29 protein-coding genes and 1 tRNA gene are annotated in these 26,352 nt (G+C 62.8%); 15 read left to right on the top strand and 15 right to left on the bottom strand.

Going from position 1 to position 26,352, the window contains the following annotated elements:
- Nucleotides 1–6: 6 nt before the first annotated feature.
- From argJ to AC1D0O_RS05130, 3 genes are read left to right on the top strand one after another with little or no spacing between them, the layout of a single operon-like run.
- Entirely contained in the window at nt 7–1,248 is a 1,242-nt protein-coding gene (argJ, locus tag AC1D0O_RS05120; protein WP_477652469.1) for a bifunctional glutamate N-acetyltransferase/amino-acid acetyltransferase ArgJ, read from the top strand.
- 6 nt (nt 1,249–1,254) lie between these two features.
- The gene (locus tag AC1D0O_RS05125; RefSeq protein ID WP_477652470.1) at nt 1,255–2,229 is read left to right on the top strand and encodes an ATP-binding protein; all 975 of its coding nucleotides are present in this window, start codon (nt 1,255–1,257) and stop codon (nt 2,227–2,229) included.
- Nucleotides 2,226–2,687, top strand: coding sequence for an NUDIX domain-containing protein (locus AC1D0O_RS05130; RefSeq protein ID WP_477652471.1), 462 nt, complete (start codon nt 2,226–2,228; stop codon nt 2,685–2,687). Before AC1D0O_RS05125 ends, AC1D0O_RS05130 begins: the two co-directional genes overlap by 4 nt.
- 25 nt (nt 2,688–2,712) lie before the next feature.
- Here AC1D0O_RS05130 and AC1D0O_RS05135 read toward each other — a convergent pair whose 3' ends face one another.
- Nucleotides 2,713–3,366 carry a lytic transglycosylase domain-containing protein gene (locus tag AC1D0O_RS05135; protein ID WP_477652806.1) on the bottom strand — a complete coding sequence of 218 codons (654 nt, stop codon included), beginning with the start codon at nt 3,364–3,366 and terminating at the stop codon, nt 2,713–2,715.
- A 31-nt stretch (nt 3,367–3,397) separates the two neighbouring features.
- The gene (locus AC1D0O_RS05140) at nt 3,398–5,140 is read right to left on the bottom strand and encodes a proline--tRNA ligase (RefSeq protein WP_477652472.1); all 1,743 of its coding nucleotides are present in this window, start codon (nt 5,138–5,140) and stop codon (nt 3,398–3,400) included.
- Between the two features lie 123 nt (nt 5,141–5,263).
- On the opposite strand from AC1D0O_RS05140, the gene AC1D0O_RS05145 reads away from it, so the two are divergent.
- On the top strand, nt 5,264–5,965 hold the full coding sequence (locus tag AC1D0O_RS05145) for an RNA pyrophosphohydrolase (protein WP_477652473.1): 702 nt from the start codon (nt 5,264–5,266) through the stop codon (nt 5,963–5,965).
- Nucleotides 5,962–6,483, top strand: a complete 522-nt coding sequence (locus AC1D0O_RS05150; RefSeq protein ID WP_477652474.1) for a CNP1-like family protein — start codon at nt 5,962–5,964, stop codon at nt 6,481–6,483. Before AC1D0O_RS05145 ends, AC1D0O_RS05150 begins: the two co-directional genes overlap by 4 nt.
- 32 nt (nt 6,484–6,515) lie before the next feature.
- Here AC1D0O_RS05150 and proB read toward each other — a convergent pair whose 3' ends face one another.
- The 4 genes from proB to rplU all read right to left on the bottom strand — a co-directional run bounded on the left by proB (nt 6,516) and on the right by rplU (nt 9,567).
- A complete protein-coding gene (proB, locus tag AC1D0O_RS05155) occupies nt 6,516–7,652 on the bottom strand; it encodes a glutamate 5-kinase (protein ID WP_477652475.1) in 1,137 nt (378 codons plus the stop codon).
- 115 nt (nt 7,653–7,767) lie between these two features.
- Nucleotides 7,768–8,853: an Obg family GTPase CgtA gene (gene cgtA / locus AC1D0O_RS05160; RefSeq protein ID WP_477652476.1), complete on the bottom strand. Its 1,086-nt coding sequence runs from the start codon at nt 8,851–8,853 to the stop codon at nt 7,768–7,770.
- A 117-nt stretch (nt 8,854–8,970) separates the two neighbouring features.
- Nucleotides 8,971–9,228, bottom strand: a complete 258-nt coding sequence (gene rpmA / locus AC1D0O_RS05165; RefSeq protein WP_122955354.1) for a 50S ribosomal protein L27 — start codon at nt 9,226–9,228, stop codon at nt 8,971–8,973.
- Between the two features lie 27 nt (nt 9,229–9,255).
- Nucleotides 9,256–9,567, bottom strand: a complete 312-nt coding sequence (rplU, locus tag AC1D0O_RS05170) for a 50S ribosomal protein L21 (protein WP_122955355.1) — start codon at nt 9,565–9,567, stop codon at nt 9,256–9,258.
- A gap of 186 nt (nt 9,568–9,753) precedes the next feature.
- Here rplU and AC1D0O_RS05175 point away from each other — a divergent pair, with 186 nt between their 5' ends.
- From AC1D0O_RS05175 to AC1D0O_RS05215, 9 genes are all read left to right on the top strand, one after another.
- Nucleotides 9,754–10,737, top strand: a complete 984-nt coding sequence (locus AC1D0O_RS05175; RefSeq protein ID WP_477652477.1) for a polyprenyl synthetase family protein — start codon at nt 9,754–9,756, stop codon at nt 10,735–10,737.
- A 15-nt stretch (nt 10,738–10,752) separates the two neighbouring features.
- Nucleotides 10,753–10,829: transfer RNA gene (locus AC1D0O_RS05180), tRNA-Pro, on the top strand.
- Nucleotides 10,830–10,957: 128 nt separating this feature from the next.
- Entirely contained in the window at nt 10,958–12,691 is a 1,734-nt protein-coding gene (gene pilB, locus AC1D0O_RS05185; RefSeq protein WP_477652478.1) for a type IV-A pilus assembly ATPase PilB, read from the top strand.
- An 84-nt stretch (nt 12,692–12,775) separates the two neighbouring features.
- Entirely contained in the window at nt 12,776–13,993 is a 1,218-nt protein-coding gene (locus AC1D0O_RS05190; protein WP_477652479.1) for a type II secretion system F family protein, read from the top strand.
- Nucleotides 13,993–14,844 carry a prepilin peptidase gene (locus tag AC1D0O_RS05195; RefSeq protein WP_477652480.1) on the top strand — a complete coding sequence of 284 codons (852 nt, stop codon included), beginning with the start codon at nt 13,993–13,995 and terminating at the stop codon, nt 14,842–14,844. Before AC1D0O_RS05190 ends, AC1D0O_RS05195 begins: the two co-directional genes overlap by 1 nt.
- A 4-nt stretch (nt 14,845–14,848) precedes the next feature.
- Nucleotides 14,849–15,460, top strand: a complete 612-nt coding sequence (gene coaE, locus AC1D0O_RS05200; protein ID WP_477652481.1) for a dephospho-CoA kinase — start codon at nt 14,849–14,851, stop codon at nt 15,458–15,460.
- A gap of 45 nt (nt 15,461–15,505) precedes the next feature.
- Nucleotides 15,506–16,261 (top strand): cell division protein ZapD, encoded by a 756-nt coding sequence (gene zapD / locus AC1D0O_RS05205; protein ID WP_436157435.1) that lies wholly within the window; start codon nt 15,506–15,508, stop codon nt 16,259–16,261.
- 61 nt (nt 16,262–16,322) lie between these two features.
- Nucleotides 16,323–16,538 carry a DNA gyrase inhibitor YacG gene (locus AC1D0O_RS05210; protein ID WP_477652482.1) on the top strand — a complete coding sequence of 72 codons (216 nt, stop codon included), beginning with the start codon at nt 16,323–16,325 and terminating at the stop codon, nt 16,536–16,538.
- Between the two features lie 63 nt (nt 16,539–16,601).
- Nucleotides 16,602–16,865, top strand: a complete 264-nt coding sequence (locus AC1D0O_RS05215; protein ID WP_477652483.1) for a hypothetical protein — start codon at nt 16,602–16,604, stop codon at nt 16,863–16,865.
- A gap of 66 nt (nt 16,866–16,931) precedes the next feature.
- On the opposite strand, the gene grxD is transcribed toward AC1D0O_RS05215, so the two are convergent.
- The 4 genes from grxD to hemA form a co-directional block, all read right to left on the bottom strand.
- Nucleotides 16,932–17,261: a Grx4 family monothiol glutaredoxin gene (gene grxD / locus AC1D0O_RS05220; protein ID WP_411877371.1), complete on the bottom strand. Its 330-nt coding sequence runs from the start codon at nt 17,259–17,261 to the stop codon at nt 16,932–16,934.
- Between the two features lie 147 nt (nt 17,262–17,408).
- Nucleotides 17,409–18,263, bottom strand: a complete 855-nt coding sequence (gene prmC, locus AC1D0O_RS05225) for a peptide chain release factor N(5)-glutamine methyltransferase (protein ID WP_477652484.1) — start codon at nt 18,261–18,263, stop codon at nt 17,409–17,411.
- A gap of 10 nt (nt 18,264–18,273) precedes the next feature.
- A complete protein-coding gene (gene prfA, locus AC1D0O_RS05230; protein ID WP_477652485.1) occupies nt 18,274–19,395 on the bottom strand; it encodes a peptide chain release factor 1 in 1,122 nt (373 codons plus the stop codon).
- Between the two features lie 95 nt (nt 19,396–19,490).
- Nucleotides 19,491–20,780 (bottom strand): glutamyl-tRNA reductase, encoded by a 1,290-nt coding sequence (hemA, locus tag AC1D0O_RS05235; RefSeq protein WP_477652486.1) that lies wholly within the window; start codon nt 20,778–20,780, stop codon nt 19,491–19,493.
- Nucleotides 20,781–20,901: 121 nt separating this feature from the next.
- Between hemA and AC1D0O_RS05240 the strand changes: the two genes are divergently transcribed.
- Nucleotides 20,902–21,192: a hypothetical protein gene (locus tag AC1D0O_RS05240; protein WP_477652487.1), complete on the top strand. Its 291-nt coding sequence runs from the start codon at nt 20,902–20,904 to the stop codon at nt 21,190–21,192.
- 4 nt (nt 21,193–21,196) lie between these two features.
- On the opposite strand, the gene ugpQ is transcribed toward AC1D0O_RS05240, so the two are convergent.
- The 5 genes from ugpQ to ugpB form a co-directional block, all read right to left on the bottom strand.
- Nucleotides 21,197–21,949 (bottom strand): glycerophosphodiester phosphodiesterase, encoded by a 753-nt coding sequence (gene ugpQ / locus AC1D0O_RS05245; protein WP_477652488.1) that lies wholly within the window; start codon nt 21,947–21,949, stop codon nt 21,197–21,199.
- A gap of 7 nt (nt 21,950–21,956) precedes the next feature.
- A complete protein-coding gene (locus tag AC1D0O_RS05250; RefSeq protein ID WP_477652489.1) occupies nt 21,957–22,976 on the bottom strand; it encodes a sn-glycerol-3-phosphate import ATP-binding protein UgpC in 1,020 nt (339 codons plus the stop codon).
- A gap of 37 nt (nt 22,977–23,013) precedes the next feature.
- Nucleotides 23,014–23,865 (bottom strand): sn-glycerol-3-phosphate ABC transporter permease UgpE, encoded by an 852-nt coding sequence (ugpE, locus tag AC1D0O_RS05255; RefSeq protein WP_477652490.1) that lies wholly within the window; start codon nt 23,863–23,865, stop codon nt 23,014–23,016.
- Between the two features lie 30 nt (nt 23,866–23,895).
- The gene (ugpA, locus tag AC1D0O_RS05260) at nt 23,896–24,777 is read right to left on the bottom strand and encodes a sn-glycerol-3-phosphate ABC transporter permease UgpA (RefSeq protein ID WP_477652491.1); all 882 of its coding nucleotides are present in this window, start codon (nt 24,775–24,777) and stop codon (nt 23,896–23,898) included.
- A gap of 131 nt (nt 24,778–24,908) precedes the next feature.
- Nucleotides 24,909–26,222 (bottom strand): sn-glycerol-3-phosphate ABC transporter substrate-binding protein UgpB, encoded by a 1,314-nt coding sequence (gene ugpB, locus AC1D0O_RS05265; RefSeq protein WP_477652492.1) that lies wholly within the window; start codon nt 26,220–26,222, stop codon nt 24,909–24,911.
- Between the last annotated feature and the right edge of the window lie 130 nt (nt 26,223–26,352).

Below are 26,352 nucleotides of genomic sequence, written 5' to 3' on the forward strand. Positions count from 1 at the left end.
CAACACATGCCCGTCAATCTGGTCGCCACGCCCGCCGCGGACCTCCACCCTGTTCCCGGCGTGCGCTGGGGCATTACCGAAGCGGGCATACGCAAAGCCAATCGCAAAGACCTTTCCGTGCTGCTGCTCGACGAAGGGGCATCGGTAGGGGCGGTCTTTACGCAGAACCGCTTTTGCGCGGCGCCCGTGCAGATCTGCCGCGAACACCTTTCGAAGAACGGCGGCATGACGGCGGGCATACGCGCCATGGTCATCAACACCGGCAATGCCAATGCCGGCACCGGCGACGACGGCCTGAGCCGAGCGCACGCCACTTGCATCGCGCTGGCCCGCCTGCTGGACCTCGCGCCAGAACAGGTCCTGCCGTTTTCCACCGGCGTCATCATGGAGCCACTGCCCAACGACCGCATCGCGGCGGGCCTGCCTGCCGCGCTGGCGGACGCGAAAGAAAACAACTGGGGCAATGCGGCTGAAGCCATCATGACCACCGACACGGTGGCCAAGGCTTTTTCCAAACGCATCCAGCTTTCGGGCACCGAAGTCACCATCACCGGCATCAGCAAGGGCGCCGGCATGATACGTCCCAATATGGCCACCATGCTGGGTTTCATGGCGACCGACGCCTGCGTGGCCCAGCCTCTCATGGCGCAGCTGGCCCGGGAACTGGCGGAGGGTTCGTTCAACCGCGTGACGGTGGACGGCGACACCTCGACCAATGATTCCTTTGTGGTCGTGGCCAGCAACAAGGCCGCCCACGCGCCCGTGACCTCGCTGGACAGCGCCGACGGCCAGGCCCTGCGCGCAGCCATGATGGACATCGCCCGGCAGCTGGCGCAGGCCATCGTGCGTGACGGCGAAGGCGCCACCAAGTTCATGACCATCCAGGTCGAGGGCGGTAAGGACGGTGAGGAATGCCGCAAGGTGGCTTACGCGATCGCCCATTCGCCGCTGGTGAAAACCGCATTCTTCGCCAGCGACCCCAACCTGGGCCGCATTCTCGCGGCGGTCGGTTATGCGGGCATTGGCGACCTGGACCAGACGAAAATCGATTTGTACCTGGACGAAGTGCTGGTGGCCAAGAACGGCGGCCGGCATCCCGGCTATGTCGAGGCCGACGGCCAGCGTGTGATGAAACAAAGCGAGATCACGGTGCGCGTGGTGCTGGGCCGCGGCACGGCGGCCGACACCGTCTGGACCTGCGATTTTTCCTACGACTACGTCAAGATCAACGCCGATTACCGAAGCTGAGCCCGCATGAACGAGCAGTTTGAGCGCCTGATCACCCGCGTCGAGTCCCTGATGGCGCGGATCGAGTCCGTGCTGCCGCAGCCCCTGGCCGCACCTGACTGGAACGCCTCGATCGCCTACCGTTACCGCAAGCGCAGTTCCGGCCACGGCTCGCTGGAGCCGGTGCGGCACATCGGCAACATGCGCCTCGGTGACCTCAAGGAAATCGAGGACCAGAAGGAAAAGATCAAACGCAACACCGAGCAGTTCGTGCTGGGCAAGCCCGCCAACAACGTGCTGTTGACGGGCGCACGCGGCACCGGCAAGTCCTCGCTGATCAAGGCCTGCCTGAACGAGTATTCGTCACGCGGCCTGCGCCTGATTGAAGTCGACAAGGCCGACCTGATCGACCTGCCGGACATCGTCGACGTGGTGTCCGGCCTGCCCGAGAAATTTATCGTCTTTTGCGACGACCTGAGTTTTGAGGAAGGCGAGCCGGGCTACAAGGCGCTCAAATCCATTTTGGATGGCTCCGTCGCGGCGGCCACGCCCAACGTGCTGATCTACGCGACCAGCAACCGGCGCCACCTGCTGCCCGAGTACATGACGGAAAACCTCACCTACACCCGCAGCGAAGACGGTGAAGTGCACCCTGGCGAAGTCGTTGAAGAGAAGATTTCTCTGTCCGAACGCTTCGGCCTCTGGGTCAGTTTTTACCCCTTCAGCCAGGACGAATACCTGACCATCGTCGCGCAGTGGCTTTCGTCTTTCGGCGTTGGCCCGGATGCGATTGCGGCGGCAAAACCGGCTTCGCTGGTCTGGGCGCTGGAGCGCGGCTCGCGCAGCGGCCGCGTGGCCTACCAGTTTGCCCGCGACTATGCCGGCCGCGACAGTGCCAGCCGGCCCGTGGCGGCGCCGGCCATTGCCGCCTACGAGCGGCCGGGCGCTTCCGTCGCCGCGTCACCCGACGCGAACGACCAGGCCCCGGACCATTCGACATGAGCGTGCTGGTCGCCGACGCTGAGCGGCCGCGCGAGGGCGGCGCGGACCGCAAGGTGGTTGATGTCGCGGTGGGTGTCCTGATTCGCCCCGATGGCGACTTCCTGCTGACATCCCGCCCTCCCGGCAAGGTCTACGAAGGCTACTGGGAATTTCCGGGCGGCAAGCTCGAGCAGAGCGAAAGCGTTGAAGCCGCGCTGCGCCGCGAGCTGCAGGAAGAAATCGGCGTGACCATAGGCGCTGTCCATCCCTGGAAGGTCGAGATGGTCGACTACCCGCATGCGCTGGTGCGCCTGAATTTCTGCAAGGTGTTCGAGTGGACTGGTGAGCTGCAGATGCATGAGGGCCAGTCTTATGCCTGGCAATCGCTGCCGGTCAGCGTGGAACCCGTCTTGCCGGGCACAGTGCCGGTGCTGGCCTGGTTTGCCGAAGAACGGGGCTTTGCCGGCACGACCTGCTGACCTGGCCTGGCTTTCCCGCCTTGCCTCAGCCGGCAAACACCCAGTTCTTGCTTGCGCCCAGCACCGCGTCGGGGTAGGGCGATTTGCCGCGTGAGCCGTTGTAGCGGCCCAGGCCCAGGAAGAGGTCGCCGCGCTCCCTGTCCAGGTAGTGGCGCAGGATCACACAGCCGAAGCGCAGGTTGGTCTGCATGTGGAACAGCTTGCCGGGGTCGCCGTCCCCGATCACGCGCGTCCAGAAGGGCATGACCTGCATGTAGCCGCGCGCGCCGACGTTGCTGACCGCGAACTTGCGGAAGTTGCTTTCAACCTGGATCAGGCCCAGCACCAGCGTGGTGTCCAACCCGGCGCGTTTGCTTTCGTACCAGACGGTTTGCAAAAACTCCTTGCGGATCTGCCACTCGGGTTTTTTCTTCTTGAGGCGGTCGCTCATGGCGCCCAGCCAGCGCAGGTAGGTCAGGCGGCTTTCCGTGTCCTTGAACTCGGGCACGGGAGGGGCTTGGTTGGCGATGGCCGAGCTCAGCGCGGTGCGCACCGAATCGATCAAGGGCTCTTCGATCTGCGCGCCGGCATGCGCCTGCCGCGCCAGCAGCAGCGGGCTGCAGGCAATTGGCAAGGCCAGCAGGCAGCTTCGGCGGGAGAGCCCTTGCGCCTTTGCCGGGGCGGCACCGGATGCGGACATGGTCAATGAGCGCACGGAAACCATGGAAACGTCAAAGCGCCAGCTTTCCCTTGAGGAAGTCGAAGGCGCCGGCAACGTCTATCTTGCTGGAGGCCGCGTCGCGGCGGTGCTGGTATTCGAGTTGCCCGTCTTTCAGGCCGCGGTCGCCGATGGTGACGCGGTGCGGCACGCCTATCAGTTCCCAGTCGGCGAACATGGCGCCGGGCCGCTCGCCACGGTCGTCCAGGATCACGTCCACACCGGCCGTGAGCAGTTCGCCGTAAAGTTTGTTGGCAGCCGCTTCGACTTCGGGGAAGCGGTCGGGGCTGATGGGGCACAGCACCACGGTAAAGGGGGCAATGGCGTCGGGCCAGATGATGCCGCGCTCGTCATGGTTTTGCTCGATGGCCGCAGCCGGCAGGCGCGTGATGCCGATGCCGTAGCAACCCATCTCCATGAATTGCGGCTTGCCGTTCTCGCCCAGGAAGGTGGCGTTCATGGCCCGGCTGTATTTGGTGCCGAGGTAGAAAACGTGGCCGACTTCGATGCCACGCTCAATCACCAGCGCCCCCTTGCCGTCCGGCGACGGGTCGCCCGCCACCACATTGCGGATGTCGGCCACCAGTTCGGGCTCTGGCAGGTCGCGGCCCCAGTTGACGCCCGTCATGTGGAAATCGGCTTCATTGGCGCCGCACACCCAGTCGGCCATGGCGGCGACTTCGCGGTCGACCACCAGCTTGACGGGCTTCTTCAAATTCAACGGGCCGAGGTAGCCCGGTTTGCAGCCGAAATGGTCTTCAATCTCGGGCAGCGTGGCGAAGCGGACATCCGCCAGGCCCGGCACCTTGCCGACCTTGACTTCGTTCATGTCGTGGTCGGCGCGCAGCAGCAGCAGCCAGACCTGGGATTTCACGATCTTGCCTGCCTCGTCAAGTTCGTCGGTGGCCATCACCAGCGACTTCACGGTGGTGTTCAGCGGGATGCCCAGCAGTTCGGCTACGGCGGCGCAGGTGGCCTTGCCGGGGGTGGGCGTTTTGGCCATGGCCTGCGACGCCGGCTTGCGCGCACCCTGGGGCGGCAGTGCCTCGGCCTTTTCCATGTTGGCTGCGTAGTCGCTGCCGGGGCAGTAGACGATGGCGTCTTCGCCGGTGGCGGCGATCACCTGGAATTCCTCGCTCAGGTCGCCGCCTATGGCGCCGCTGTCGGCAGCGACTGCGCGGTAAGTCAGGCCGAAACGGTCAAAAATCTTGCGGTAGGCGGCCGCCATGACCTGGTAGCTGGCCTTGGCGCCGGCCTGGTCCCGGTCGAAGCTGTAGGCATCCTTCATGATGAACTCGCGCCCGCGCATCAGGCCGAAGCGCGGACGCCGCTCGTCGCGGAACTTGGTCTGGATCTGGTACAGATTTTTCGGCAGCTGCTTGTAGCTCTTGATGTCCTGCCGCATCACGTCGGTGACGACTTCTTCGCTGGTCGGCTGGACGATGAAGTCGCGGCCGTGGCGGTCTTTGATGCGCAGCAGCTCGGGGCCCATTTTTTCAAAGCGGCCGGTTTCCTGCCAGAGCTCGGCTGGCTGGATCACCGGCATGGTCATCTCCACGGCGCCGGCGCGGTTCATTTCCTCGCGCACGATGGCTTCGACCTTGCGGATCACGCGCAGGCCCATGGGCATGTAGTTGTAAACGCCGGCACCTAGTTTCTTGATCATGCCGGCCCGCATCATGAGCTGGTGGCTGACGACTTCCGCATCGGCAGGGGCTTCCTTGAGGGTGGAAATGAAGAACTGGGAGGCTTTCATGGGCGGTTTTCGGGGATTCCGGGTGGGAAAATTGGGGAAAAGGTGCTGCAGCCCGCCGTGCGCTTGGCGCTGGGGCCTTCGCTGTGCATAATGGACTCAGTTTAAAAATTTTGAGGTTTGATTATGCTTGACCGGGACGGCTTTAGGCCCAACGTCGGCATCATCTTGCTCAACCAGAGAAGTCAGGTATTTTGGGGCAAACGTATCCGTACCCACTCGTGGCAATTTCCGCAGGGTGGCATTGATCGGGGCGAAAATCCCGAGCAGGCCATGTACCGCGAGTTGCATGAAGAAGTGGGGCTGTTGCCGCAGCATGTGAATGTGCTGGCCCGAACCCGAGACTGGTTGCGCTATGAGGTGCCTGACCGGTTCATCCGCCGCGATGCGCGCGGACATTACAAAGGCCAGAAACAAATCTGGTTTCTCCTTCAGCTGGTCGGCCACGACTGGGACCTGAACCTGCGCGCCACCGACCATCCCGAGTTCGATGCCTGGCGTTGGAACGACTACTGGGTGCCGCTGGACGTGGTGGTCGAGTTCAAGCGCGGCGTCTACGAGATGGCGCTGACCGAGCTCTCAAGGTTTGTCCCGCGCACGGACAACCGGGCCGAGCCGCGTCCCGACCATCGCAACCGCTACTTGCGCGGCGGCCTGCACCAGCGCGACCATGCGGGCCCGGCCGGCGAGGGCGGATTCCATGCTGCTGGCGAGTCTTTCCACGCGCAGATCAGGCCGGGTGCCTCTTTTGAATTGCCACCCGGCGCCACCTTTGAACCTGATCCGCAAACCAGCCTGGGCGCGGATCCCACTATCCCAAAACCATGAAATTCTCCTCGGCCATTCTGGCCTCGTTATTCCTGATGGCGCTGAACGTCCCTGGCCCGGCGCAGGCCCAGACGTACGTGCTGGAGGATCCCGCCGACTGGAAGGAAATCGAGACGCCGCCGCCACCGGCGTTTGACGTCAAGAAGCTGATCACGTTCGAGGTCTCGCCCAATTCCCAGCTGGTGTATGGCGTGGACCCGGCCGCCCTCAGCATTTCCAAGAAGGACGGGATCGTGCGTTATGTCATGGTGGCTTCCAATGCCAGCGGCGCCCGCAATGTGATGTATGAAGGCATACGCTGCTCGACCGGCGAATTCAAAACCTATGCGCGCCAATCAGCGGACGGGAAGTGGACTCACGTGAGCAATCCCGAGTGGCGCTCCATGTTTGAGAACATGCCGTCCAAGCACGCCTTGCGTTTCGCGAGGGCCGGCGCCTGCGACAGCGCGGCGCCCGCGACCTCGGTCGACGTGCTGGTCCGCCGCCTGAAAAACCCGAACTTCCGGATGGCCGATTAATATCGGCCGACTTGCCGATCACCCAAGCAGAGCTAGCGGGTCAATACGAGGTTGGTGCGGTGGACCATTTCGGGCTCACCCGTGTAGCCCAGCAGTTTCTCGAATTCCGAGGATGCCTTGCGGCAGATCAGCCGGGCTTCGGCGCTGGAATAGTTGGCCAGGCCGCGCGCGATCTCCGTCCCCTCGGGACTTCGGATGGCGATGACGTCGCCGCGTGAAAAGTCGCCCTGAACCGCCGTCATGCCGATGGGCAGCAGGCTTTTGCCCTCGCCCTGCACCTTGACCACCGCACCCGCGTCCACCGTGACCGAGCCGCGCATCTGCAGGTGATCGGCCATCCATTGCTTGCGTGCTTGCATCTTCTGGGTCTGCGCCACGAGCAGTGTGCCTATGGGCTCGCCCTGCGTCAGCCGTATCAGCGCATGCGGTTCGCGCCCCCAGGCGATCACGGTTGACGCGCCCGATCCCGCGGCGCGCTTGGCGGCCAGAATCTTGGTGATCATGCCGCCTTTGCCGATGCTGGAACCGGCGCCCCCTGCCATGGCTTCCAGCGCCGGGTCGCCGGCTTTGGCTTCGTGCACAAACTGCGCCGCCGGGTCCTTGCGCGGGTCGGCGGTGTACAGGCCTTTCTGGTCTGTGAGGATGACCAGCGCATCGGCCTCCACCAGGTTGGCGACTAGCGCACCCAGCGTGTCGTTGTCGCCGAACTTGATCTCGTCGTTGACCACCGTGTCGTTCTCGTTGATGACAGGCACGACACCGAGCTGCAGCAGGGCCAGCAGGGTGGAGCGGGCGTTGATGTAGCGTTCGCGGTCGGCCAGGTCGGCGTGTGTGAGCAGGACCTGGGCGCTGCCGATGCCGTTTTCACGCAGTTTGGTCTCGTAGACCTGGACCAGGCCCATCTGGCCTACCGCTGCGGCCGCCTGCAGCTCATGGATGGCCCTGGGGCGCGCGCTCCAGTTCAGGCGCTTCATGCCCTCGGCAATGGCGCCGCTGCTCACCATGATCACCTCGCGCCCGTCCTTGACGAGAGCCGCCAGCTGTTCGCACCACAGGCCGATGGCCACCGCATCCAGCCCGCGGCCTTCATTGGTGACCAGGCTGGACCCCACCTTGACCACAATGCGTCTGGCGTTGCGCAGGATGGGGGAGCCTGGTTTGTCTTGCATGTTCAGTACTTCTCAGGCTGCGTTCCCGTCAACACGGGCATCGGCAGCGGTTGTGTGGAGTGGGGCGGATGCAGCCCTGCAGCTACCCGCGGCTGGGATGCCGAAAACAAGGATGTCAGGACGGTTCCGGCGATTCAGGGGGCAGCGGGGCGAAGCGCGGGTCGATTTCTTCCACCGGCTGTTCGCTTTTCTGCACCTGCTTGACGTGCTGGTAGATGGTCTTGATCAGGTGTTCGCAGCCCTCGCGCGTCAGCGCCGAAATCTCGAAAACCGGGCCCTTGAATTTGAAACGCTTGACGAAGTCCTTGACGATGGCCGCGCGCTTGTCGTTGTCCACCATGTCGAGCTTGTTCAGAACCAGCCAGCGCGGTTTTTCATAGAGCGATTCATCGTATTTCTTGAGCTCTCCGACAATGGCCTTGGCCTGTGCCACCGGGTCCACACCTTCGTCGAAGGGGGCCAGGTCCACGATGTGCAGCAGCAGGCGGGTACGCTGCAGGTGCCGCAGGAAAAGATGGCCCAGGCCGGCGCCTTCGGAAGCGCCTTCGATCAGGCCGGGCAGGTCGGCCACCACAAAACTTTGTTCGGGGCCGACCCGCACCACGCCCAGGTTGGGGTGAAGCGTGGTGAAGGGGTAGTCGGCGATGCGGGGGCGGGCGTTGGAAACCGCCGAGATGAAGGTAGATTTGCCGGCGTTGGGCATGCCCAGCAATCCGACGTCGGCCAGCACCTTGAGCTCCAGCTTGAGGCTTTTGCGCTCGCCGGGCCAGCCCGGCGTCTTGCTGCGCGGCGCACGGTTGGTCGAGCTTTTGAAGCGCAGGTTGCCGAAACCGCCGTCACCACCCTTGGCGATCAGCACCTGCTCGCCGGGCACCAGCAGCTCAAAAAGGACTTCGCCGGTTTCGGCATCGGTCAGGATGGTGCCCACAGGCATTTTCAGGATGACGTCGTCGCCCTTGGCGCCAAACATGTCCGAGCCCATGCCATGCTGGCCGTTGCGGGCATCGTGGCGACGCGAAAAGCGGAAATCCACCAGCGTGTTCAGGTTGATGTCCGCGACCGCGTACACATGGCCGCCGCGCCCGCCGTCACCGCCGTTGGGGCCGCCGAACTCTTTGTACTTTTCATGGCTGAAGGAGACGCAGCCACTCCCGCCATCGCCTGCGGCAATGTCAATAAAGGCTTCGTCAACGAATTTCATGATGGAGTGCTGCGGTTAAACCAGGGGCGATGGAGCCGAAGATCAAGTTTACAAACAAAAAAGCCCCGACAGGTCGGGGCTTCGTTTCAGTCGAAGTGACTTATCGAAGTGATCAGCTTACGCCGGAGTCACATTCACGGTGTGCTTGTTCAGCGCACCTTTGACGGAAAACGAGACCGAGCCGTCAACCAGCGCAAACAGCGTGTGGTCTTTGCCGATGCCGACATTGACGCCTGGATGGAACTTGGTGCCGCGCTGGCGCACGATGATGCTACCTGCGTTGATGACTTCGCCGCCAAATTTCTTGACGCCAAGCATTTTGGGCTGTGAATCACGGCCGTTTCGCGTAGAGCCGCCGCCTTTTTTCTGTGCCATTTTTCGTTACTCCTGGTACGTCCCTGCTTAACCGGCGATGGCGCCGATTTGCAGTTCCGTGTAGTTTTGCCGGTGGCCCTGGCGCTTTTGGTAGTGCTTGCGACGGCGCATTTTGAAAATGCGAACCTTGTCGTGCCTACCTTGCGAAAGGACAGTGACTGTAACAGTAGCGCCGGAAACCAAGGGCGTACCAACCGTGATCGTGCTGCCGGTGCCGACAGCCAAGACCTGGTCAATAACGATCTCTTGGCCTACGTCCGCAGCAATCTGTTCTACTTTAATTTTTTCTCCAGTAGCAACCTTGTATTGTTTGCCACCGGTTTTTATGACCGCGTACATGTAAGACCTCGTAAATTGAGTTCTGCAGACGGATTTCCGCAGAGCCCAATATTCTAGCATGGCAGTCCGAAATTGACCAGAAGGGCTGTTTTGGGGCTTTGGGGCGCCGGTTTCCGGAGCCGGCCGGGCCTGGGCGGGCGGGACGGCTTCCTATAATCGGGCCACATTTAACGTCTGGATCGCCTTTTGTCTGCCAATTCCTCAAGCACCGCCGCAGCCCTCGCCCTGATTGCCGACGACATGCGCGGGATGGACGCGGTGATCGAGCGCCGCCTGAAGTCCGAAGTGCCCCTGGTCAGCCAGGTCTCGGGCTACATCGTGGCAGCCGGCGGGAAACGGTTGCGCCCAGCCCTTTTATTGCTGATGTGCGGCGCCCTCGGGTACCGCGGCGACCAGCGTTACAACCTCGCGGCCGTCGTGGAGTTCATTCACACCGCGACCTTGCTGCATGACGACGTCGTGGACGAGTCCACCTTGCGGCGCGGCCGTGCCACCGCCAACGAGGCCTTCGGCAACCCCGCGAGCGTGCTGGTCGGCGACTTCCTGTATTCCCGGGCCTTCCAGATGATGGTGGAGGCTGGGGACATGCGCATCATGCAAACCCTGGCCGAAGCCACAAATGTGATTGCCGAAGGGGAAGTGCTGCAGCTCATGAATATGCACGACGCGGCACTGTCCGAAGAAGGCTATCTCAGGGTAATTCGCTCCAAGACGGCCAAGCTGTTTGAAGCAAGCGCTCGCTTGGCGGCCTTGCTGGCGCAGTCGCCGTCGGCCGTCGAGGAAAGCTGCGCCGACTACGGGCAGGCGCTGGGCACGGCATTCCAGGTAATCGACGACGTGCTTGATTACGACGGGGATGTCTCGGAAATGGGGAAGAACCTTGGGGATGACCTGCGGGAGGGCAAGGCAACCCTTCCCTTGATCATCGCCATGCAACGCGGCAGCGAGGCCGAACGATCCACCATCCGGCAGGCCATTGAAACCGGCGGGACCGACCAGATGGCGCGAATCATCGAGATCGTGCACCAGACAGGCGCATTGCGGGCAACCCGCGATGCCGCCGCCGTGGAAGCTCAGCGCGCGCTGAATGCCTTGCGGGTCTTGCCGCAAAACATTTACAGTAATGCCTTGACCCAACTGGCCTCCCAATTGCTGGAGAGGCGTTCCTGACGGGTTGTGTGACGGCGGGGTGTAGCTTAGCCTGGTAGAGCGCTACGTTCGGGACGTAGAGGCCGGAGGTTCGAATCCTCTCACCCCGACCAAGCCCGGTTTTTTCTTAAGTGTGCGTTTCTTCGCAAACTTCCAACGCTACCCGGGGGGTGGGGGCGTTTTCGATTTACACCCGGGAATCTATAGGCGATGATACCTATTTGAGCTAAACCCCAGAACCATGGCCGCTGTCGACACCGCAATCAACCAACCGCCTTCCATGGCCCTGCCCGGCCTGGGACGGGCCTTGGTGGTGGCGGGGAAACTGGGTCAAAAGGCCGCCGAAGACATTTTTCGCAAGGCCCAAAGCGGGCGAACCAGCTTTATTGCCGAGCTGACGGGGTCCGGCGCGGTATCCGCGTTCGACTTGGCCCATACCATGTCCACGGCATTTGCCGCGCCTTTGCTGGACCTGGAGGCCATTGACGCCCAGCGTCTGCCCAAGGGCCTGCTTGACCCCAAGATCTGTACAACTTACCGCATTGTTGTCTTAAGCAAGCGCAACAACCGGCTGATCGTGGCGACGGCGGACCCCTCCGACCAGGAGGCGGCAGAAAAAATCAAGTTCTCCACCCAGATGGGCGTGGACTGGGTGATCGCCGAATACGACAAGCTTTCCAAGCTGGTGGAGGTTTCCAATACCTCCGCGTCCGAGGCAATGGAAAGCATCATCGGCGACGATTTCGAGTTTGACGAGTCCAGCGCTGACGCGACGGCCGAGGACAGCGACGCGAGCGTCTCTGAGGTCGAGGACGCGCCGGTCGTCAAATTCCTCCAGAAAATGCTGCTCGATGCTTTCAGCATGCGGGCTTCCGATCTGCACTTTGAACCATTCGAGCATACCTACCGCGTGCGTTTCCGGGTTGACGGAGAATTGCGCGAAATCGCCTCGCCGCCAGTGGCCATCAAGGAAAAGCTGGCCGCCCGCATCAAGGTCATTTCCAAGCTCGACATCTCCGAAAAGCGCGTGCCGCAAGACGGCAAAATGAAGCTCAAGATCGGCCCGGACCGGGTCATCGACTTCCGGGTCAGCACCTTGCCCACCATGTATGGCGAAAAAATCGTCATTCGTATCCTGGACCCGAGCAGCGCCAAGCTCGGCATTGACGCCCTCGGCTATGAGGCCGTTGAAAAAGAACGTTTGATGGCCGCCATCCAGCGGCCGTACGGCATGGTGCTCGTGACCGGGCCTACTGGCTCGGGCAAGACCGTGTCCCTGTATACCTGCCTGAACATCCTCAACAAGCCGGGCGTCAACATCGCGACGGCCGAAGACCCTGCTGAAATCACCTTGCCGGGCGTCAACCAGGTCAGCATGAATGACAAGGCCGGCATGACCTTTTCGGTCGCGCTCAAGGCCTTCCTGCGGCAGGATCCAGACATCATCATGGTCGGTGAGATTCGTGACCTCGAAACCGCCGATATCGCGATCAAGGCCGCGCAGACCGGCCACATGGTCATGTCGACCCTGCACACCAACGATGCGCCGACCACACTGACGCGTATGCGCAACATGGGCATTGCGCCCTTCAACATCGCTTCCAGCGTGATCCTGATCACCGCCCAGCGGTTGGCCAGGCGGCTTTGCCCCAATTGCAAAGCCCCAGCGGACATCCCGCGGGAGACCCTGCTGGATGCGGGTTTCAAGGAAGAGGATGTGGACGGTTCCTGGACTCCTTACCGGCCTGTAGGCTGCTCCATGTGTACAAATGGTTACAAGGGCCGCGTCGGTGTTTATCAGGTTATGCCCATTTCAGAGGAGATTCAGCGTATCGTCCTTCGCGACGGCAGCGCCCTGGAAATCGCGGCCCAGGCGGAGTTGGAGGGGGTCAAAAGCTTGCGCGTGTCGGGGTTGTCCAAGGTCAAGCTCGGCATGACTTCGCTGGAAGAGATCCTGGGCTGCACCAATGTTTAAGCAGTCGCGTTCAATTGCCGCCACCTGGCGGCATGAGCGTGGCGACAAGGCGGTCTGAGACTGTCGATACAACGAGAAAGCATCATGGCAACTGCAGTATCCAAGGGCATCAAGGAATTTGTTTTCGAGTGGGAGGGCAAGGACCGGGGCGGCAAGCAGGTTCGCGGTGAGATCCGCGCCGCCGGCGAGAACCAGGTCAAATCCTCCCTGCGCCGCCAGGGCGTCCTGCCCACCAAAATCAAGAAGCGCAAGATGCGCGCGGGCAAATCGATCAAGCCCAAGGATATTGCGATCTTCACCCGCCAGCTGGCCACCATGATGAAGGCCGGCGTACCGCTGCTTCAGGCTTTCGACATTGTGGGCCGCGGCAATCCCAATGCCAGCGTGACCAAGTTGCTCAATGACGTGCGCACCGACGTTGAGACCGGTACTTCGCTGAGCGCGGCGTTTCGCAAATTCCCGATGTATTTCAATGCGCTCTACTGCAACCTGGTCGAGGCCGGCGAGGCCGCCGGTATCCTGGAGTCGCTGCTGGACCGGCTGGCGACCTACATGGAAAAAACCGAAGCCATCAAGTCCAAAATCAAGTCGGCCCTGATGTACCCGATTTCGGTGGTGGTGGTGGCCTTTGTCGTGGTGGCCGTGATCATGATTTTTGTGATCCCGTCGTTCAAAAACGTGTTTTCCTCATTCGGCGCCGATTTGCCGGCGCCCACGCTGATCGTCATTGCGATGAGCGAGTTTTTCGTGGCCTATTGGTGGCTGATTTTCGGTGGCATAGGCGGCGGGCTCTACTTCTTCTTCCAGGCCTGGAAACGCAACGAGAAAATGCAGAAGTTCATGGACAGGGTTTTGCTCAAGGTGCCGGTGTTCGGCGCACTGATCGAAAAATCCTGTATCGCCCGTTGGACCCGCACGCTCGCCACGATGTTCGCCGCAGGCGTGCCGCTGGTCGAGGCGCTGGATTCCGTCGGTGGCGCTTCCGGCAACTCGCTGTATGCCGATGCCACCGAGAAAATCCAGCAGGAAGTTTCCACGGGTACCAGCCTGACGGCGGCCATGAGCAATGCCAACCTGTTCCCCTCCATGGTGCTGCAGATGTGCGCGATCGGCGAGGAGTCCGGCTCCATCGACCACATGCTGGGCAAGGCGGCGGACTTTTATGAAGCGGAAGTCGATGAAATGGTGGCCGGCCTTTCCAGCCTGATGGAGCCCATCATCATCGTGTTCCTGGGCACGCTGATCGGCGGGATCGTGGTCTCCATGTACCTGCCTATTTTCAAGCTGGGTCAAGTCGTTTGATGGGGACCGGTCTGGGGCCGGCATTCGATGCGTTGCCGGCCGGCTTTATGGGCCTGTTGATCGGCAGTTTCCTCAACGTCGTTATCTACCGCCTGCCCAAGATCATGGAGCGGCAGTGGGCGCAGGAATGCGCCGAACTGACCGGAATTGCCCAGGAACCCGCCGAAAAATTCAACTTGCTGGTGCCGCGTTCGCGCTGCTCCAGCTGCGGACATGTCATACGTTGGTATGAAAACATTCCGGTGGCCAGCTACCTGTTTCTCCGGGGCAAGTGTTCCGTGTGCGGTACGCCCTACGGCCTGCGTTACCCGATGGTCGAAGCGGTGACAGGGGCCCTGTTCTTCTTTTGTGCGTGGCGCTGGGGCTTGTCGCTGACCGCGTTGGCCTGGTGCGGTTTTTCCGCGGCGCTTCTGGCCCTGGCGGTGATCGACTGGGACACGACCTTGCTGCCGGACGACATCACCTTGCCCTTGCTATGGGCCGGCCTGATTGTTGCAGCCCTTCAGTGGAATCCCCCGGTCACCCTGGGGACGGCCTTGTGGGGTGCGGTCGCCGGCTACCTTTCCCTGTGGCTGGTGTATTGGGCGTTCAAACTGGTGACCGGCAAAGAGGGCATGGGCTATGGCGACTTCAAGCTTTTCGCCGCGCTAGGCGCCTGGTTCGGCTGGCCTGCGCTGGTGCCCATGATCCTGATGGCGTCCGTGATCGGCGCCGCCGTCGGCATTGCGATGAAGTTTTCCAGCGGATTGCGTGAAGGCGGCTACGTGCCCTTCGGCCCTTTCCTGGCCGGGGCGGGCTTCACAGCCATGGTCTTCGGGCCTCAATCCATCCTCCGGTTTATCGGCCTGTGATGCCATGCGCCGTGCAGCCTTGCGCATCGGACTGACCGGCGGCATAGGCAGCGGGAAAAGCACGGTCGCCCGCACCCTGGTGGCTTGCGGCGCGGCGCTGGTGGATGCCGATGCGATCTCCCGTGCGGTCACGGCGGCAGGTGGCGCCGCCATGAAGGAGATCGCCGCGCAGTTCGGCGGCCAGATGGTCACCGCCGACGGCGCCATGGACCGGGACCGGATGCGCCAACTGGCCTTTGACGACCCCTCCGCCAGGCGGCGGCTGGAGTCCATTGTCCACCCCCTGGTCAGCCGCGAGACCTTGCGGCAATACGAGCAGGCCGCCGCTGCCGGTTGTGCCTGTGTGGTGTTTGATGTCCCCCTGCTGGTGGAGTCCGGGCGCTGGCGGCAGCAACTGGACCAGGTGCTGGTCGTGGACTGCGGCGAAGCCACCCAGGTTAGCCGCGTGATGGCCCGCAACGGCTGGCCCCGGGAGGCGGTGGAGAAAATCATCGCTGGACAGGCCAGCCGCGCGCAGCGGCTGTCGGCCGCCGATATATGCTTGCACAATGACGGTTTGCCGCTGGAGGCCCTGGACGCGGAGGTGCGGCGGCTTGCCGCGCGCTTCGGGCTATGATGCGCAAACAAACCTCCTCATTGAAGCCGACGAAAATATAGCGCTGTGATCCTTTACGAGTATCCTTTTCACGAACGCATACGCACGTATTTGCGACTTGAACACCTGTTCCGCCGCCTTGGGGAACTGGTGGAGCGGGAGAGCCCGACGGATCACCACTACGCCATCACGACGATTTTTGAAATCATGGACGTGGGCGCGCGGGCCGACCTCAAGACCGACGTCCTCAAGGACCTTGAGAAACAGAAACACGTCCTCAACGGCTACCGCGGCAACCCGGCCATTTCGGAGGCCGTCCTGGACGAGGTGACCGGCCAGCTCGAAAGCTGTTTTTCCGCCCTGAACAGCCTGCCCGGAAAGGCCGGCCAGTCGCTGACCGAAAACGACTGGCTGATGAGCATCCGCAGCCGCGTCGGCATCCCGGGCGGAACCTGCGAGTTTGACCTGCCGGCCTACTATGCCTGGCAGCACCTGCAGACGGGTGTGCGCAAGCAGGACTTGCAGCGATGGATCACCCCCCTGGTTCCGCTCGCCGAGTCCATACGCGTGCTGTTGACCTTGCTGCGAGACTCCGGCGCGCCGCAAAAAGTGGTGGCACCGGCCGGCCAATACCAGCAGACGCTGCCGCAAGGACGCACTTTCCAGCTTTTGCGCCTCCGGATAGACCCCGCCCTGGGGCTGATTCCTGAAATCAGCGGCAACCGGTTGATCGTTTCGGTGCGCCTCATGCGCCACGGCGAAGACGACCGGCTGCATGCCAGCACCGACGATTCGGCGTTTGAACTGACCCTCTGTTCCTGATCCTCGGGCTTGCCAAGCACCGGCCTCTTTTCCGATTGATCCCCCAGACTTGTCCTGAAACATGCCTGTGACGAAAAAAGACTCCCCACCCGTCAAGCTGGTCGTATGCCCTGGTTGCGGCGGCGAAAGCATTTACGCGCCCAGCAACCCTTTTCGCCCTTTTTGCAGCGAGCGCTGCAAAAACATCGACCTGGGCGCCTGGGCCAGCGAAGGCTTCCGCCTGCCGGCGGACACGCCGCCTGATGACGAGGTTTTCGGCGATCCCAAGCTGCAATAGAATTTGCCGAGGCGCGCGGTGTCAGCCGCGTTTGATAAAAGCAAAAAAGAGAGGGAGCGAAAAATGAACATCAAGTCTTTGATGAGACCCGTCCTGGCCGCGCTCATGGCGGCCGCTTTGGCGGCAAGCCATGCCCAGGCGCAGACCCAGCCGGCACCGGAGGGCGAGAAGCCCGCCAAGGCCAAATCAAAAAAAGCCGCGAAATCTGGCAGTAAAGCCAAATTCATCCCGGGTTCCGGTGAAACGGTCGCCCAGCGCACAGCCCGCCTCAAACGTGAATGCAAGGGTGCCGTGGACGCGGGCGCCTGCTCAGGCTATACGCGCTGAGCGGTAGTTGACGGTTGTGTGGCCGGCGGGCAGCTCACAGGCGCCCTGCCTTGGCCGCCGGGCCGCTCAGGCGGCGGGTGTGCCCAGCACCTGCTGGAGTTCGCCGCTCTGGTACATCTCCATCATGATGTCCGAGCCGCCTATGAATTCACCCTTCACATACAGCTGGGGGATGGTGGGCCAGTTGCTGAATTCCTTGATGCCGTGGCGGATTTCTTCGTCTTCCAGCACGTTCACGGTGGCGGGCTTGTTCACGCCGCAAGCCTTCAGGACCTGGATAGCGCGGCCGGAAAAACCGCACATAGGGAACTGGGCCGTGCCCTTCATGAAAAGGACCACGTCGCTGGATTTGACGATTTCGGCGATGCGTTGCTGGGTGGGGTCTGTGGTGCTCATGGTGAAATCCTTTGCAAATCCGTGGGGGTAGGGGTTTGGGCCCCGCGCCGGCTCCGTGTCGGGGCAGGCGACTTCAGTTAGATGGAATCTGGGAAGCAGAATTCAACAGCCCGATTATCCCGCCGTTTCACATCCCGCGTGGCTGCCTCACCCGCCTGCCCATAGCCCGCCCGAGCAGCGCGCGATACCGGCCAAGTCCAGCCGGCTCTGGACTTGCGCAAAGCCTGCCTGGGCCAGCAGATTGCACACCGCCTCGGCCTGGTCGTAGCCATGCTCCAGCAGCAGCCAGCCGCCCGGCAGAAGGTGGCCGGGCGCCTGCCGCACGATTTCGCGGATGTCGGCCAGCCCGTCGGTGCCGGCGGCCAGGGCGGACAGGGGCTCATAGGCCAAGGCCTCCAGATGATGATCAGCGCTGGCGATATAAGGCGGATTGCTGGCAATCAGGTGAAAGTGTCCGCTAACTTCTTCAAACCAGTGGCTCTGGAGGAAATCCAGGTCGAGCCCGAGGCGGGAGGCGTTACCCCGGGCCACCTCCAGCGCGGCCGCGCTCGCGTCCACGGCCACGACCTTGCCCTGGCGGCCCTCTGTTTGCAGGCTGTGCGCGATGGCCAGCGCAATCGCGCCGCTGCCCGTGCCCAGGTCCAGCACCGCCGGCACCGGCGGTATGCCGGAGGCCCGCAGCCGCTCAAGCGCCCAGCCCACCAAGGTTTCAGTGTCGGGCCTCGGCACCAGCACGCGGGCGTCCACCTGCAGCGTGAGACCGAAAAACTCCTTGTGGCCGAGGACGTAAGCCAGGGGCTCCCCGGCGATCCGGCGCAGGCACATGGCCCGGAAGTCTTCAGCCGCTTGCTCCGGCAGGGTATCAGTGTCGTGCGCCAGCAACCAAGCCCGCGCGTCGCCGGGCTTGCCCAGCGCATGCAGCAGCAGGAGCTGGGCGTCCAGCCGATCCAGCCCTTGGGACTGGGCGGCGGCCAGGGCTTGCGCGCAGTTTGACGGGTTCACGGCGAACGCCTCAAAGCCCGCTGTTCGCGGTTTCCAGCTCGGCGAGCTGCTCGGCGCCGCGCGCCACCTGCAGCGCGGTGATCACGTCGCCCAGGTCGCCTTCCATGATGGCCAGCAGCTTGTACAGCGTCAGGTTGATGCGGTGGTCGGTCAGCCGGCCCTGCGGGAAGTTGTAGGTGCGGATTCGGTCGCTACGGTCGCCCGTGCCGACCAGGCCCTTGCGCAGGGCCGCGTCCTTGGCGGCGCGCTCGGCGCGGTCTTTTTCATGGATGCGGGCGGTCAGCACCTTGAGCGCCTGAGCCTTGTTGCTGTGCTGGCTGCGGCCTTCCTGGCATTCGGCGACGATGCCGGTCGGGATGTGCGTGATGCGCACTGCCGAGTCGGTCTTGTTGATGTGCTGGCCGCCGGCGCCGCTGGCGCGGTAGGTGTCTATGCGCAGGTCGGCCGGGTTGATCTGTATGGCCACCGCCTCGTCGGGCTCGGGCATCACGGCCACGGTGCAGGCGCTGGTGTGGATGCGGCCCTGGGTTTCGGTGGCCGGCACGCGTTGCACGCGATGGCCGCCCGATTCAAAGCGCAGCTTGCCGTAGACGCCCACGCCCATGGCGTCGGCGGCGCCCTCGATGCGCAGCACCACCTCCTTGTAACCGCCCAGCTCGCTCGGCGACTCACTGATGATCTCGACCTGCCAGCGGTTGCGCTCGGCAAAACGGGTGTACATGCGGAAGAGGTCGCCCGCGAACAGCGCCGACTCGTCGCCGCCGGTGCCCGCGCGGATTTCCACAAAGGCCGGCCGCAGGTCGTCCGGGTCCTTGGGGATCAGCATCAGTTGCAGGGCCTCGTCGATTTGCGCGATGTCGGCCTTGGCCGCGTCAATCTCTTCCTCGGCCATGGCGGCCATCTCGGGGTCATCCTTCGCGTCGGCCAGCATGCTTTCGGCGCCAGCCAGGTCGGCCTCGCGGCCGGTCAGCCGCGTGTACTGCCCGGCGATCACGCTGGCTTCTGCGTGCTCCCGGGTCAGCGCGCGAAAGCGGTCCAGGTCGCTGACCACGTCGCTGGCGGACAGCAGCGAGTCCAGCTCGTGCAGCCGCAGAAGCTGGCGGTCCAGGGTTTGGCGAAGAAAGGGTTTCATGGAAATGGAGGCCGGAAAAGCCGAAAAAGGTGCCGCAAGGCTGTCGACAAAGGCGCCGGCGGGCGCCGGCAGGAGAAGTCAGCGCTGAGTGGGCGCTAACGCTCTTTGTCGCCGGACTTGATCTTGGGCAGCTGGCCGCGCAAGAACAGCCGGGAGACGGCCTGAGCCGTAGCTTCACGACTACTGGCATCGCCCGCGTGCAGTTCGGCCAGCGTGCCGTGCAGCATTTTCTGTGTCAGGCCCCGGGTCAGCGCGTCCAGCACGGTGTCTATGGGTTCGCCTCGGGCGAGCAGCTTCTTGGCCCGCACGATTTCGGCTGCGCGCCACTCGTCGGTTTGCGCATTGAGCTGCTGGATCAACGGCACGCTGCGGCGCTGGCCCAGCCAGTGCATGAAGTTCTGCACGCCGGCGTCGATGATGACCTCCGCCTGCGCCACGGCGGCCTTGCGGCTGTCCTTGCCGGTCTGCACCACGTGCGCCAGGTCGTCCACCGTGTAGAGGTAGATGTCGGGCAGGGCCTTGACTTCGGGTTCGATGTCGCGCGGCACGGCCAGGTCGACCATGAACATGGGGCGGTGCTTGCGCAGCTTGACGGCGCGTTCGACGGCGCCCAGGCCGATGATGGGCAGCGTGCTGGCGGTGCAGCTGATCACCGCATCGAATTCGTGCAGGCGGCTGGGCAAATCAGCCAGGCGCATCACTTCGGCACCGAAGCGGCCGGCCAGCTTTTCGCCGCGCTCCAGCGTGCGGTTGGCAATCGCCATGGCTTTCGGGTTTTTTGCGGCGAAGTGGGTGGCCGCGAGGTCGATCATTTCGCCGGCACCGACAAACAGCACCTTGATGTCGCTGAGGTTCTCAAACAGCTGGCCGGCCAGGCGCACGCTGGCCGCCGCCATGCTGATGCTGTGCGCGCCGATTTCGGTGCTGCTGCGCACCTCCTTGGCCACGGCAAAGGAGCGCTGAAACAGCTGGTGCAGCGTGGTGCCCATGGCGCCGGCGTCTTCGGCGGCGCGCACCGCGTCTTTCATCTGGCCCAGGATTTGCGGTTCGCCCAGCACCATGGAGTCGAGGCCGCTGGCCACGCGAAAGGCGTGGCGGGCGACCTGGTCGCCCTGCAGCGTGTAGGCATGCGATCGCAGCAGGGCCGGCGAGACACCGCCGTTGTGCGCCAGCCACTCCAGGGTGTGGTCCAGGTCGGTGTTGTCGCCGGCGCAGTAGATTTCGGTGCGGTTGCAGGTGGAGAGCAGGGTCGCCTCAGGCTGGCGCGCCAGCGAGGCGCGCAGGCCGCGCAAAGTGGGCTCGACCTGGTCCAGGGCGTAGGCAAATCGCCCGCGCAAATCGAGCGGTGCGGTGTTATGGTTTAGCCCAAGGGCCCAGACTGACATCCTCCGATTATAAAATTGAAGCGGCCGGCCCGGCTGGAAGCCCTGACAATCGCCTTGATAGCCCTTTTTTCGGGGCTTTTTGAGATGCTTCCCGGCGATTCTTCAACCGTTCCCCAAGCGCATGACCTTTTACCTGCTGGCCAACCACCTGTTCAACCTTGTCCTGCCGGCCGCCGCGGTCGCCGTGCTGCTGGTGCTGTCCAGCCGTATTTTTGGCGGAGTTTTCAGGTCTAAAAACCCCGTCGCCGCCAGTTGGTGGGCGCAGGCGGTGATTGTTTTCGCCGTGAATGTGCTGGTGCTGGTCGCCGGCCTGGTGTTTTTCGGCCATGACGGGAAGATGCTGACCTATGCCGCGATGGTGGCCGGCGCTGCGCTTTCCCAGTGGGTACTTCTGGGGGCCTGGAAAAACTGAAAGCCTAGTCTGGCTTGAAGACGTTCACCGCGTCCGTGATGATGCCGTCGGTGCCCAGCGCCAGCAGCCTCTGCACGTTGGCCTCATCGTTAACGGTGTAGCTCAGCAACTTGAATCCGGCTTTTTTGGCTTGCGCCACCGTGTCGGCATTCCACAGTTTGTGGTTGCAGACGATCGCCACACAGCCCAGCCCGGTCGCCGTTTCCAGCCAGTTGGCGGGGAGTTCGTCGAGCAGCAGGCCGCGCGGCAACTGGGGCTGCGCTGCACGGGCCGCTTCAAGCGACAGCGGCTGGAAGGACGTCAGCAGCGGCGGAATAGCCGTACCCTGCCACAGCCGGGCCGCCTCATTGGCCACGACGGTGCCGGTGCGGCTCTCGATACCCGGCGTGGGCTTGATCTCGATGTTCAGGAAATAGCCCTTGTCCAGGCAAAAGCGGGCGATGCGCTCAAAGCTGGCCAGGCCCTCGGCGGCAAAGACCGGCGAATGCCAACCGCCCGCGTCGAGCTTTGCCAAGGCCTCCCAGTTCAGCTCACCGGCCACGCCTTTGCCGTTGCTGGTGCGTTCCAGCGTGGCGTCGTGCAGCAAAAACGGGATGCCGTCGGCGCTGAGCTTCACATCGCACTCGAACATGCGGTAGCCATGGCTGGCGCCCAGCATGAAAGAGGCCAGGGTGTTTTCAGGCGCCAGCTTGCCAGCGCCGCGGTGCGCCACCCAGCGGGGATAGGGCCAGTTGGAGGCCGTCACGGGATTCGTCATGGCGCAATTACAGCCGTTTGCCCGTCTCGGCGTCAAACCAGTGCAGGCGGTCCGCGCGCGGCGTGACGTGAATGGTCGCGCCGATCTCTGGCGCTATTGACAGGCTTTCGTCGGTGCGCACGATGATGGCTTCGCTGCCCATGCGGCAGTACAGCAGGCGCTCGGCGCCCAGCATTTCAATCGTGTCGACCTGCACCGCCCAGCCGGTGGTGCCGACCTGCAGGTGCTCGGGCCGTATGCCCAGGATGGCGCCCGGCTTGCCGCCGAAGTCGGCGTTGGGCGCCTGCTTGAGCAGGTTCATGGGTGGTGAGCCCATAAAACTGGCCACAAAGGTGGTGGCGGGGCGGTTGTAGACCTCTTCGGGTGTGCCGAACTGCTCCATGCGGCCGGCGTTCATCACCATCATGCGCTGCGCCAGCGTCATGGCCTCGACCTGGTCGTGGGTGACGAAGAGCGAGGTGATGCCAAGTTCGCGGTGCAGCTTCTGGATTTCCAGGCGCGTCTGCACGCGCAGCTTGGCGTCCAGGTTGGACAGCGGTTCGTCGAACAAAAATACCTGCGGCTGGCGCACGATGGCACGGCCCATGGCCACGCGTTGGCGCTGGCCGCCAGAGAGGGCGCGGGGCTTGCGGTCCAGCAGATGGCCGAGTTCGAGGATCTTCGCGGCCTTGTCGACGCGGGTCTTGATCTCGTCCTTGGGCACCTTGGCGATCTTCAGGCCGTAGGCCATGTTGTCGAACACGCTCATGTGCGGGTAGAGCGCGTAGTTCTGAAACACCATGGCGATGTCGCGCTCCGAGGGTTCCAGCTCGTTGACGACCTTGCCGCCGATCGAAATCTGCCCGTCGCTGACTTCCTCGAGGCCGGCCACCATGCGCAGCAGGGTTGATTTGCCGCAGCCCGAGGGCCCGACGATGACGATGAATTCGTGGTCCTTGATTTCGGCGTTGACGCCGTGCAGCACCTGCAGCGCGTCCTTGCCGGTGCCGTAGCGCTTGATGATGTTGTTGAATGAAAGGGATGCCATAGTTGTGTTCCGTCTTGTCTTTGCTTGCGTGTTTCTTTTATTTCTCGGTGTCGACCAGGCCCTTGACGAACCATTTCTGCATCAGCACCACCACCAGGGCGGGCGGCAGCATCGCCAGGATGGCGGTCGCCATGACCACGTTCCATTCGTTCTGGCCGTCGCCGCCGGCGATCATGCGCTTGATGCCCACGACGACCGGGTACATGTCTTCACTGGTCGTGGCCAGCAGCGGCCAGAGGTACTGGTTCCAGCCGTAGATGAACTGGATCACGAAGAGCGCCGCGATCGAAGTCTTGGACAGCGGCAGCAGCACGTCGAAGAAAAAGCGCATGGGGCTGGCGCCGTCCATGCGCGAGGCCTCGGTCAGCTCTTCAGGCACCGTCAGGAAGAACTGGCGGAACAGAAAGGTCGCCGTGGCTGAAGCAATCAGCGGCACCGTCAGGCCTGCATAGGTGTTGAGCATGTTCAGGTCCGACAGCACCTTGTAGGTCGGCAGTATGCGCACCTCGACAGGCAGCATCAGGGTGATGAAGATGGCCCAGAAGCAGGTCTTCTTGAAGGGAAAGCGGAAGTACACGATGGCGAAGGCCGATAGCAGCGAGATGGTGATCTTGCCGACGGCGATCACCATCGCAGTGACGAAGCTGACCCACATCATGTGCGCCACCGGCGCATTGGAGCCGGTCGCGGACTCGCGCCCGAACAGCGCCGCCTTGTAGCTGTCGAGCATATTCGTGCCCGGCAGCATCGGCATGGGCGCCTGGACGATTTCCTGCGCCGTATGGGTCGAGGCCACAAAGGCCAGGTAGAGGGGGAAGGCGACGATGAAGACGCCCAGCATCACCACCACGTGGGCGAGGATGCCTTGTGTTCCGCGTTTTTCAACCATGGTGGGCCCTCGTTTTATTTTTTGTTTTCATCAGTATTGGACCTTTTTCTCGACATAACGGAACTGAATGACCGTCAGCGCGACCACGATCACCATCAGGACGACGGATTGCGCGGCCGAGCCGCCCAGGTCCATGGCCTTGAAGCCGTCGTGGTAGACCTTGTAAACCAGGATGGCCGTGTCTTTGCCCGGACCGCCTTCGGTAGCAGCGTGGACGATCGCAAACGTGTCGAAGAATGCGTAGACCACGTTGATGACCAACAGGAAAAAAGTGGTGGGTGACAGCAGCGGGAACTGGATGGTCCAGAAGCGGCGCCAGGGCCGGGCACCGTCAATGGCGGCGGCCTCGATCAGTGACTTGGGGATCGACTGCAGGCCCGCCAGGAAGAACAGGAAGTTGTAGGAAATCTGCTTCCACACTGCAGCCATCACAATCAGCGTCATCGCGTGACGGGAGTTCAGCAGGTGATTCCAGTCAATGCCTATCTTGCCCAGGGCATAGGCCACCACGCCCAGCGAGGGCGAAAACATGAAGACCCACAGCACGGCCGCGACAGCTGGGGCGACGGCATAGGGCAGCACCAGCATGGTCTTGTAGAACATGCCGCCGCGCGTGATGCGGTCGGCGAAAACGGCCAGCAGAAGTGACAGGCTGATGCCTATGCCGGCCACCATCACCGAGAAAAACGCGGTGGTCTTGAACGACTCCACATAGCTCGGGTCGTCGAACAACTGCTGAAAATTGGCCATGCCGACGAACTCGACGGAGGTGCCGAAGGCATCCTGCTGTTGCAGCGACTGCAGGATGGCCTGCGCGGCAGGCCAGAAGAAGAACACCAGGATGACCGCCATTTGCGGCAGCAGCAGCAGCCAGGGCAGCCAGCTGGATCGAAAGACAACGCGTTTTTCCATAGGGCCTTCAGTGGGCAGAAACTTGGGGGCGCTTAAACATAAAAACCCGCCTGGCCTTCTCTTGTCTGGAAGAGGGAGTCAGGCGGGCCGAGTGTAGCCCGTCGGGCGGGCTTGCTCTGTCGCTTGCGTGATCAGCCTTTGTTGGCTTTCTGGAAGCGCTCAATCTGTTCGTTGCCGCGCTTGACGATGGAGTCCAGGGCTTCCTTGGCCGTCTTCTTGCCGTTCCAGACTTGCTCGAGTTCCTCGTCCTCGATCGCGCGCACCTGCACATAGTTGCCAAGGCGGATGCCGCGGCTCTTGTCGGTCACCTTGCGAATCATCTGCGTCACGGCGACGTCAGTGCCCGGGTTTTGCGTATAGAAGCCCGATTTTTCGGTCAGTTGGTAAGCGGCAGTGGTCACCGGCAGATAGCCGGTGCGCTTGTGGCTGGCCGACTGCACTTCAGGCGTGGAGATAAAGCTGAAGAACTTGGCAACGCCCTTGTATTCGGCCGGTTTCTTGCCCGACATGACCCAGAGGCTGGCGCCGCCGATCACGGTGTTCTGCGGCGCGCCGGGAACGTCCTGGTAGTAAGGCAGCGGGGCCAGGCCATAGGCGAACTTGGCGTTCTTGGCCACGTTGCCGTAGAAGCCCGAGGAGGTGTTGATCATGGCGCACTCGCCCGACACAAAGCTGGCTTCCGGCACGTTGCCGCGGCCTTTGTAGACGAAAAGGCCTTGCTTAGCCATGTTGGCCAGGTTTTCGATGTGACGCTGGTGCAGCGGCGAGTTGATCTTCATGCGCGCGTCGAGCCCGGCCAGGCCGTTGCTCTTGGTCGCGAACTCGACGTTGTGCCAGGCCGAGAAGCTCTCCAGCTGGGTCCAGCCCTGCCAGGCGGTGGTGAAGGGGCACTTGTGGCCGGCGGCCTTGAGCTTGGCGGCGGCATTCACCACCTCGGGCCAGGTCACCGGCGCTTTGTCGGTAGGAAGGCCGGCGGCCTTGAAGGCATCCTTGTTGAAGTAGAAGATGGTGGTGGAGCTGTTGAACGGGAAGCTCAGCATCTGGCCGTTGGGCGCCGTGTAGTAGCCCGCGACGGCCGAAATGTAGGCGTTGGGATCGAATTTCTCGCCGGCGTCCTTCATGACCTGGCCGACCGGAATGACCGCGCCCTTGCTGGCCATCATGGTGGCGGTGCCGACTTCGAACACCTGCAGGATGTGGGGCGCGTTGCCGGCGCGAAAGGCCGCGATGGAGGCCGTCATGGATTCGTCGTAGCTGCCCTTGAAGGTGGGAACGATCTTGTATTCCTTCTGGCTTTCGTTGAACTGCTTGGCCAGGTCATTGACCCATTCACCGTTGACCGCCACCATGGAGTGCCACCACTGGATCTCGACTTGCGCCTGGCTGGCCAAAGGCATGCACAGGCCTAGGGCCGCAAAAGCAAACGCGGAAAGACGGTTTTTCATCAAAACTCCTGGGATTTGGGCGCGCACAAGGGGCGCCAAGTTAAACGGGACAGTCTAGAAACTGTTTATGACACACGGATTTAAGCGATTTCGAAGACCTCAGACAAGCGGGATTTCCATAAGACAACTT

Source organism: Polaromonas sp. P1_F2, from assembly GCF_056405735.1.

Excerpts from the sequence above, each read along its gene's own strand:
- argJ (WP_477652469.1), top strand. The coding sequence starts at position 7 with ATGCCCGTCAATCTGGTCGCCACGCCCGCCGCGGACCTCCACCCTGTT.
- AC1D0O_RS05125 (WP_477652470.1), top strand. The coding sequence starts at position 1,255 with ATGAACGAGCAGTTTGAGCGCCTGATCACCCGCGTCGAGTCCCTGATG.
- AC1D0O_RS05130 (WP_477652471.1), top strand. The coding sequence starts at position 2,226 with ATGAGCGTGCTGGTCGCCGACGCTGAGCGGCCGCGCGAGGGCGGCGCG.
- AC1D0O_RS05135 (WP_477652806.1), bottom strand. The coding sequence starts at position 3,366 with ATGTCCGCATCCGGTGCCGCCCCGGCAAAGGCGCAAGGGCTCTCCCGC.
- AC1D0O_RS05140 (WP_477652472.1), bottom strand. The coding sequence starts at position 5,140 with ATGAAAGCCTCCCAGTTCTTCATTTCCACCCTCAAGGAAGCCCCTGCC.
- AC1D0O_RS05145 (WP_477652473.1), top strand. The coding sequence starts at position 5,264 with ATGCTTGACCGGGACGGCTTTAGGCCCAACGTCGGCATCATCTTGCTC.
- AC1D0O_RS05150 (WP_477652474.1), top strand. The coding sequence starts at position 5,962 with ATGAAATTCTCCTCGGCCATTCTGGCCTCGTTATTCCTGATGGCGCTG.
- proB (WP_477652475.1), bottom strand. The coding sequence starts at position 7,652 with ATGCAAGACAAACCAGGCTCCCCCATCCTGCGCAACGCCAGACGCATT.
- cgtA (WP_477652476.1), bottom strand. The coding sequence starts at position 8,853 with ATGAAATTCGTTGACGAAGCCTTTATTGACATTGCCGCAGGCGATGGC.
- rpmA (WP_122955354.1), bottom strand. The coding sequence starts at position 9,228 with ATGGCACAGAAAAAAGGCGGCGGCTCTACGCGAAACGGCCGTGATTCA.
- rplU (WP_122955355.1), bottom strand. The coding sequence starts at position 9,567 with ATGTACGCGGTCATAAAAACCGGTGGCAAACAATACAAGGTTGCTACT.
- pilB (WP_477652478.1), top strand. The coding sequence starts at position 10,958 with ATGGCCGCTGTCGACACCGCAATCAACCAACCGCCTTCCATGGCCCTG.
- AC1D0O_RS05190 (WP_477652479.1), top strand. The coding sequence starts at position 12,776 with ATGGCAACTGCAGTATCCAAGGGCATCAAGGAATTTGTTTTCGAGTGG.
- AC1D0O_RS05195 (WP_477652480.1), top strand. The coding sequence starts at position 13,993 with ATGGGGACCGGTCTGGGGCCGGCATTCGATGCGTTGCCGGCCGGCTTT.
- coaE (WP_477652481.1), top strand. The coding sequence starts at position 14,849 with ATGCGCCGTGCAGCCTTGCGCATCGGACTGACCGGCGGCATAGGCAGC.
- AC1D0O_RS05210 (WP_477652482.1), top strand. The coding sequence starts at position 16,323 with ATGCCTGTGACGAAAAAAGACTCCCCACCCGTCAAGCTGGTCGTATGC.
- AC1D0O_RS05215 (WP_477652483.1), top strand. The coding sequence starts at position 16,602 with ATGAACATCAAGTCTTTGATGAGACCCGTCCTGGCCGCGCTCATGGCG.
- grxD (WP_411877371.1), bottom strand. The coding sequence starts at position 17,261 with ATGAGCACCACAGACCCCACCCAGCAACGCATCGCCGAAATCGTCAAA.
- prfA (WP_477652485.1), bottom strand. The coding sequence starts at position 19,395 with ATGAAACCCTTTCTTCGCCAAACCCTGGACCGCCAGCTTCTGCGGCTG.
- hemA (WP_477652486.1), bottom strand. The coding sequence starts at position 20,780 with ATGTCAGTCTGGGCCCTTGGGCTAAACCATAACACCGCACCGCTCGAT.
- AC1D0O_RS05240 (WP_477652487.1), top strand. The coding sequence starts at position 20,902 with ATGACCTTTTACCTGCTGGCCAACCACCTGTTCAACCTTGTCCTGCCG.
- ugpQ (WP_477652488.1), bottom strand. The coding sequence starts at position 21,949 with ATGACGAATCCCGTGACGGCCTCCAACTGGCCCTATCCCCGCTGGGTG.
- AC1D0O_RS05250 (WP_477652489.1), bottom strand. The coding sequence starts at position 22,976 with ATGGCATCCCTTTCATTCAACAACATCATCAAGCGCTACGGCACCGGC.
- ugpE (WP_477652490.1), bottom strand. The coding sequence starts at position 23,865 with ATGGTTGAAAAACGCGGAACACAAGGCATCCTCGCCCACGTGGTGGTG.
- ugpA (WP_477652491.1), bottom strand. The coding sequence starts at position 24,777 with ATGGAAAAACGCGTTGTCTTTCGATCCAGCTGGCTGCCCTGGCTGCTG.
- ugpB (WP_477652492.1), bottom strand. The coding sequence starts at position 26,222 with ATGAAAAACCGTCTTTCCGCGTTTGCTTTTGCGGCCCTAGGCCTGTGC.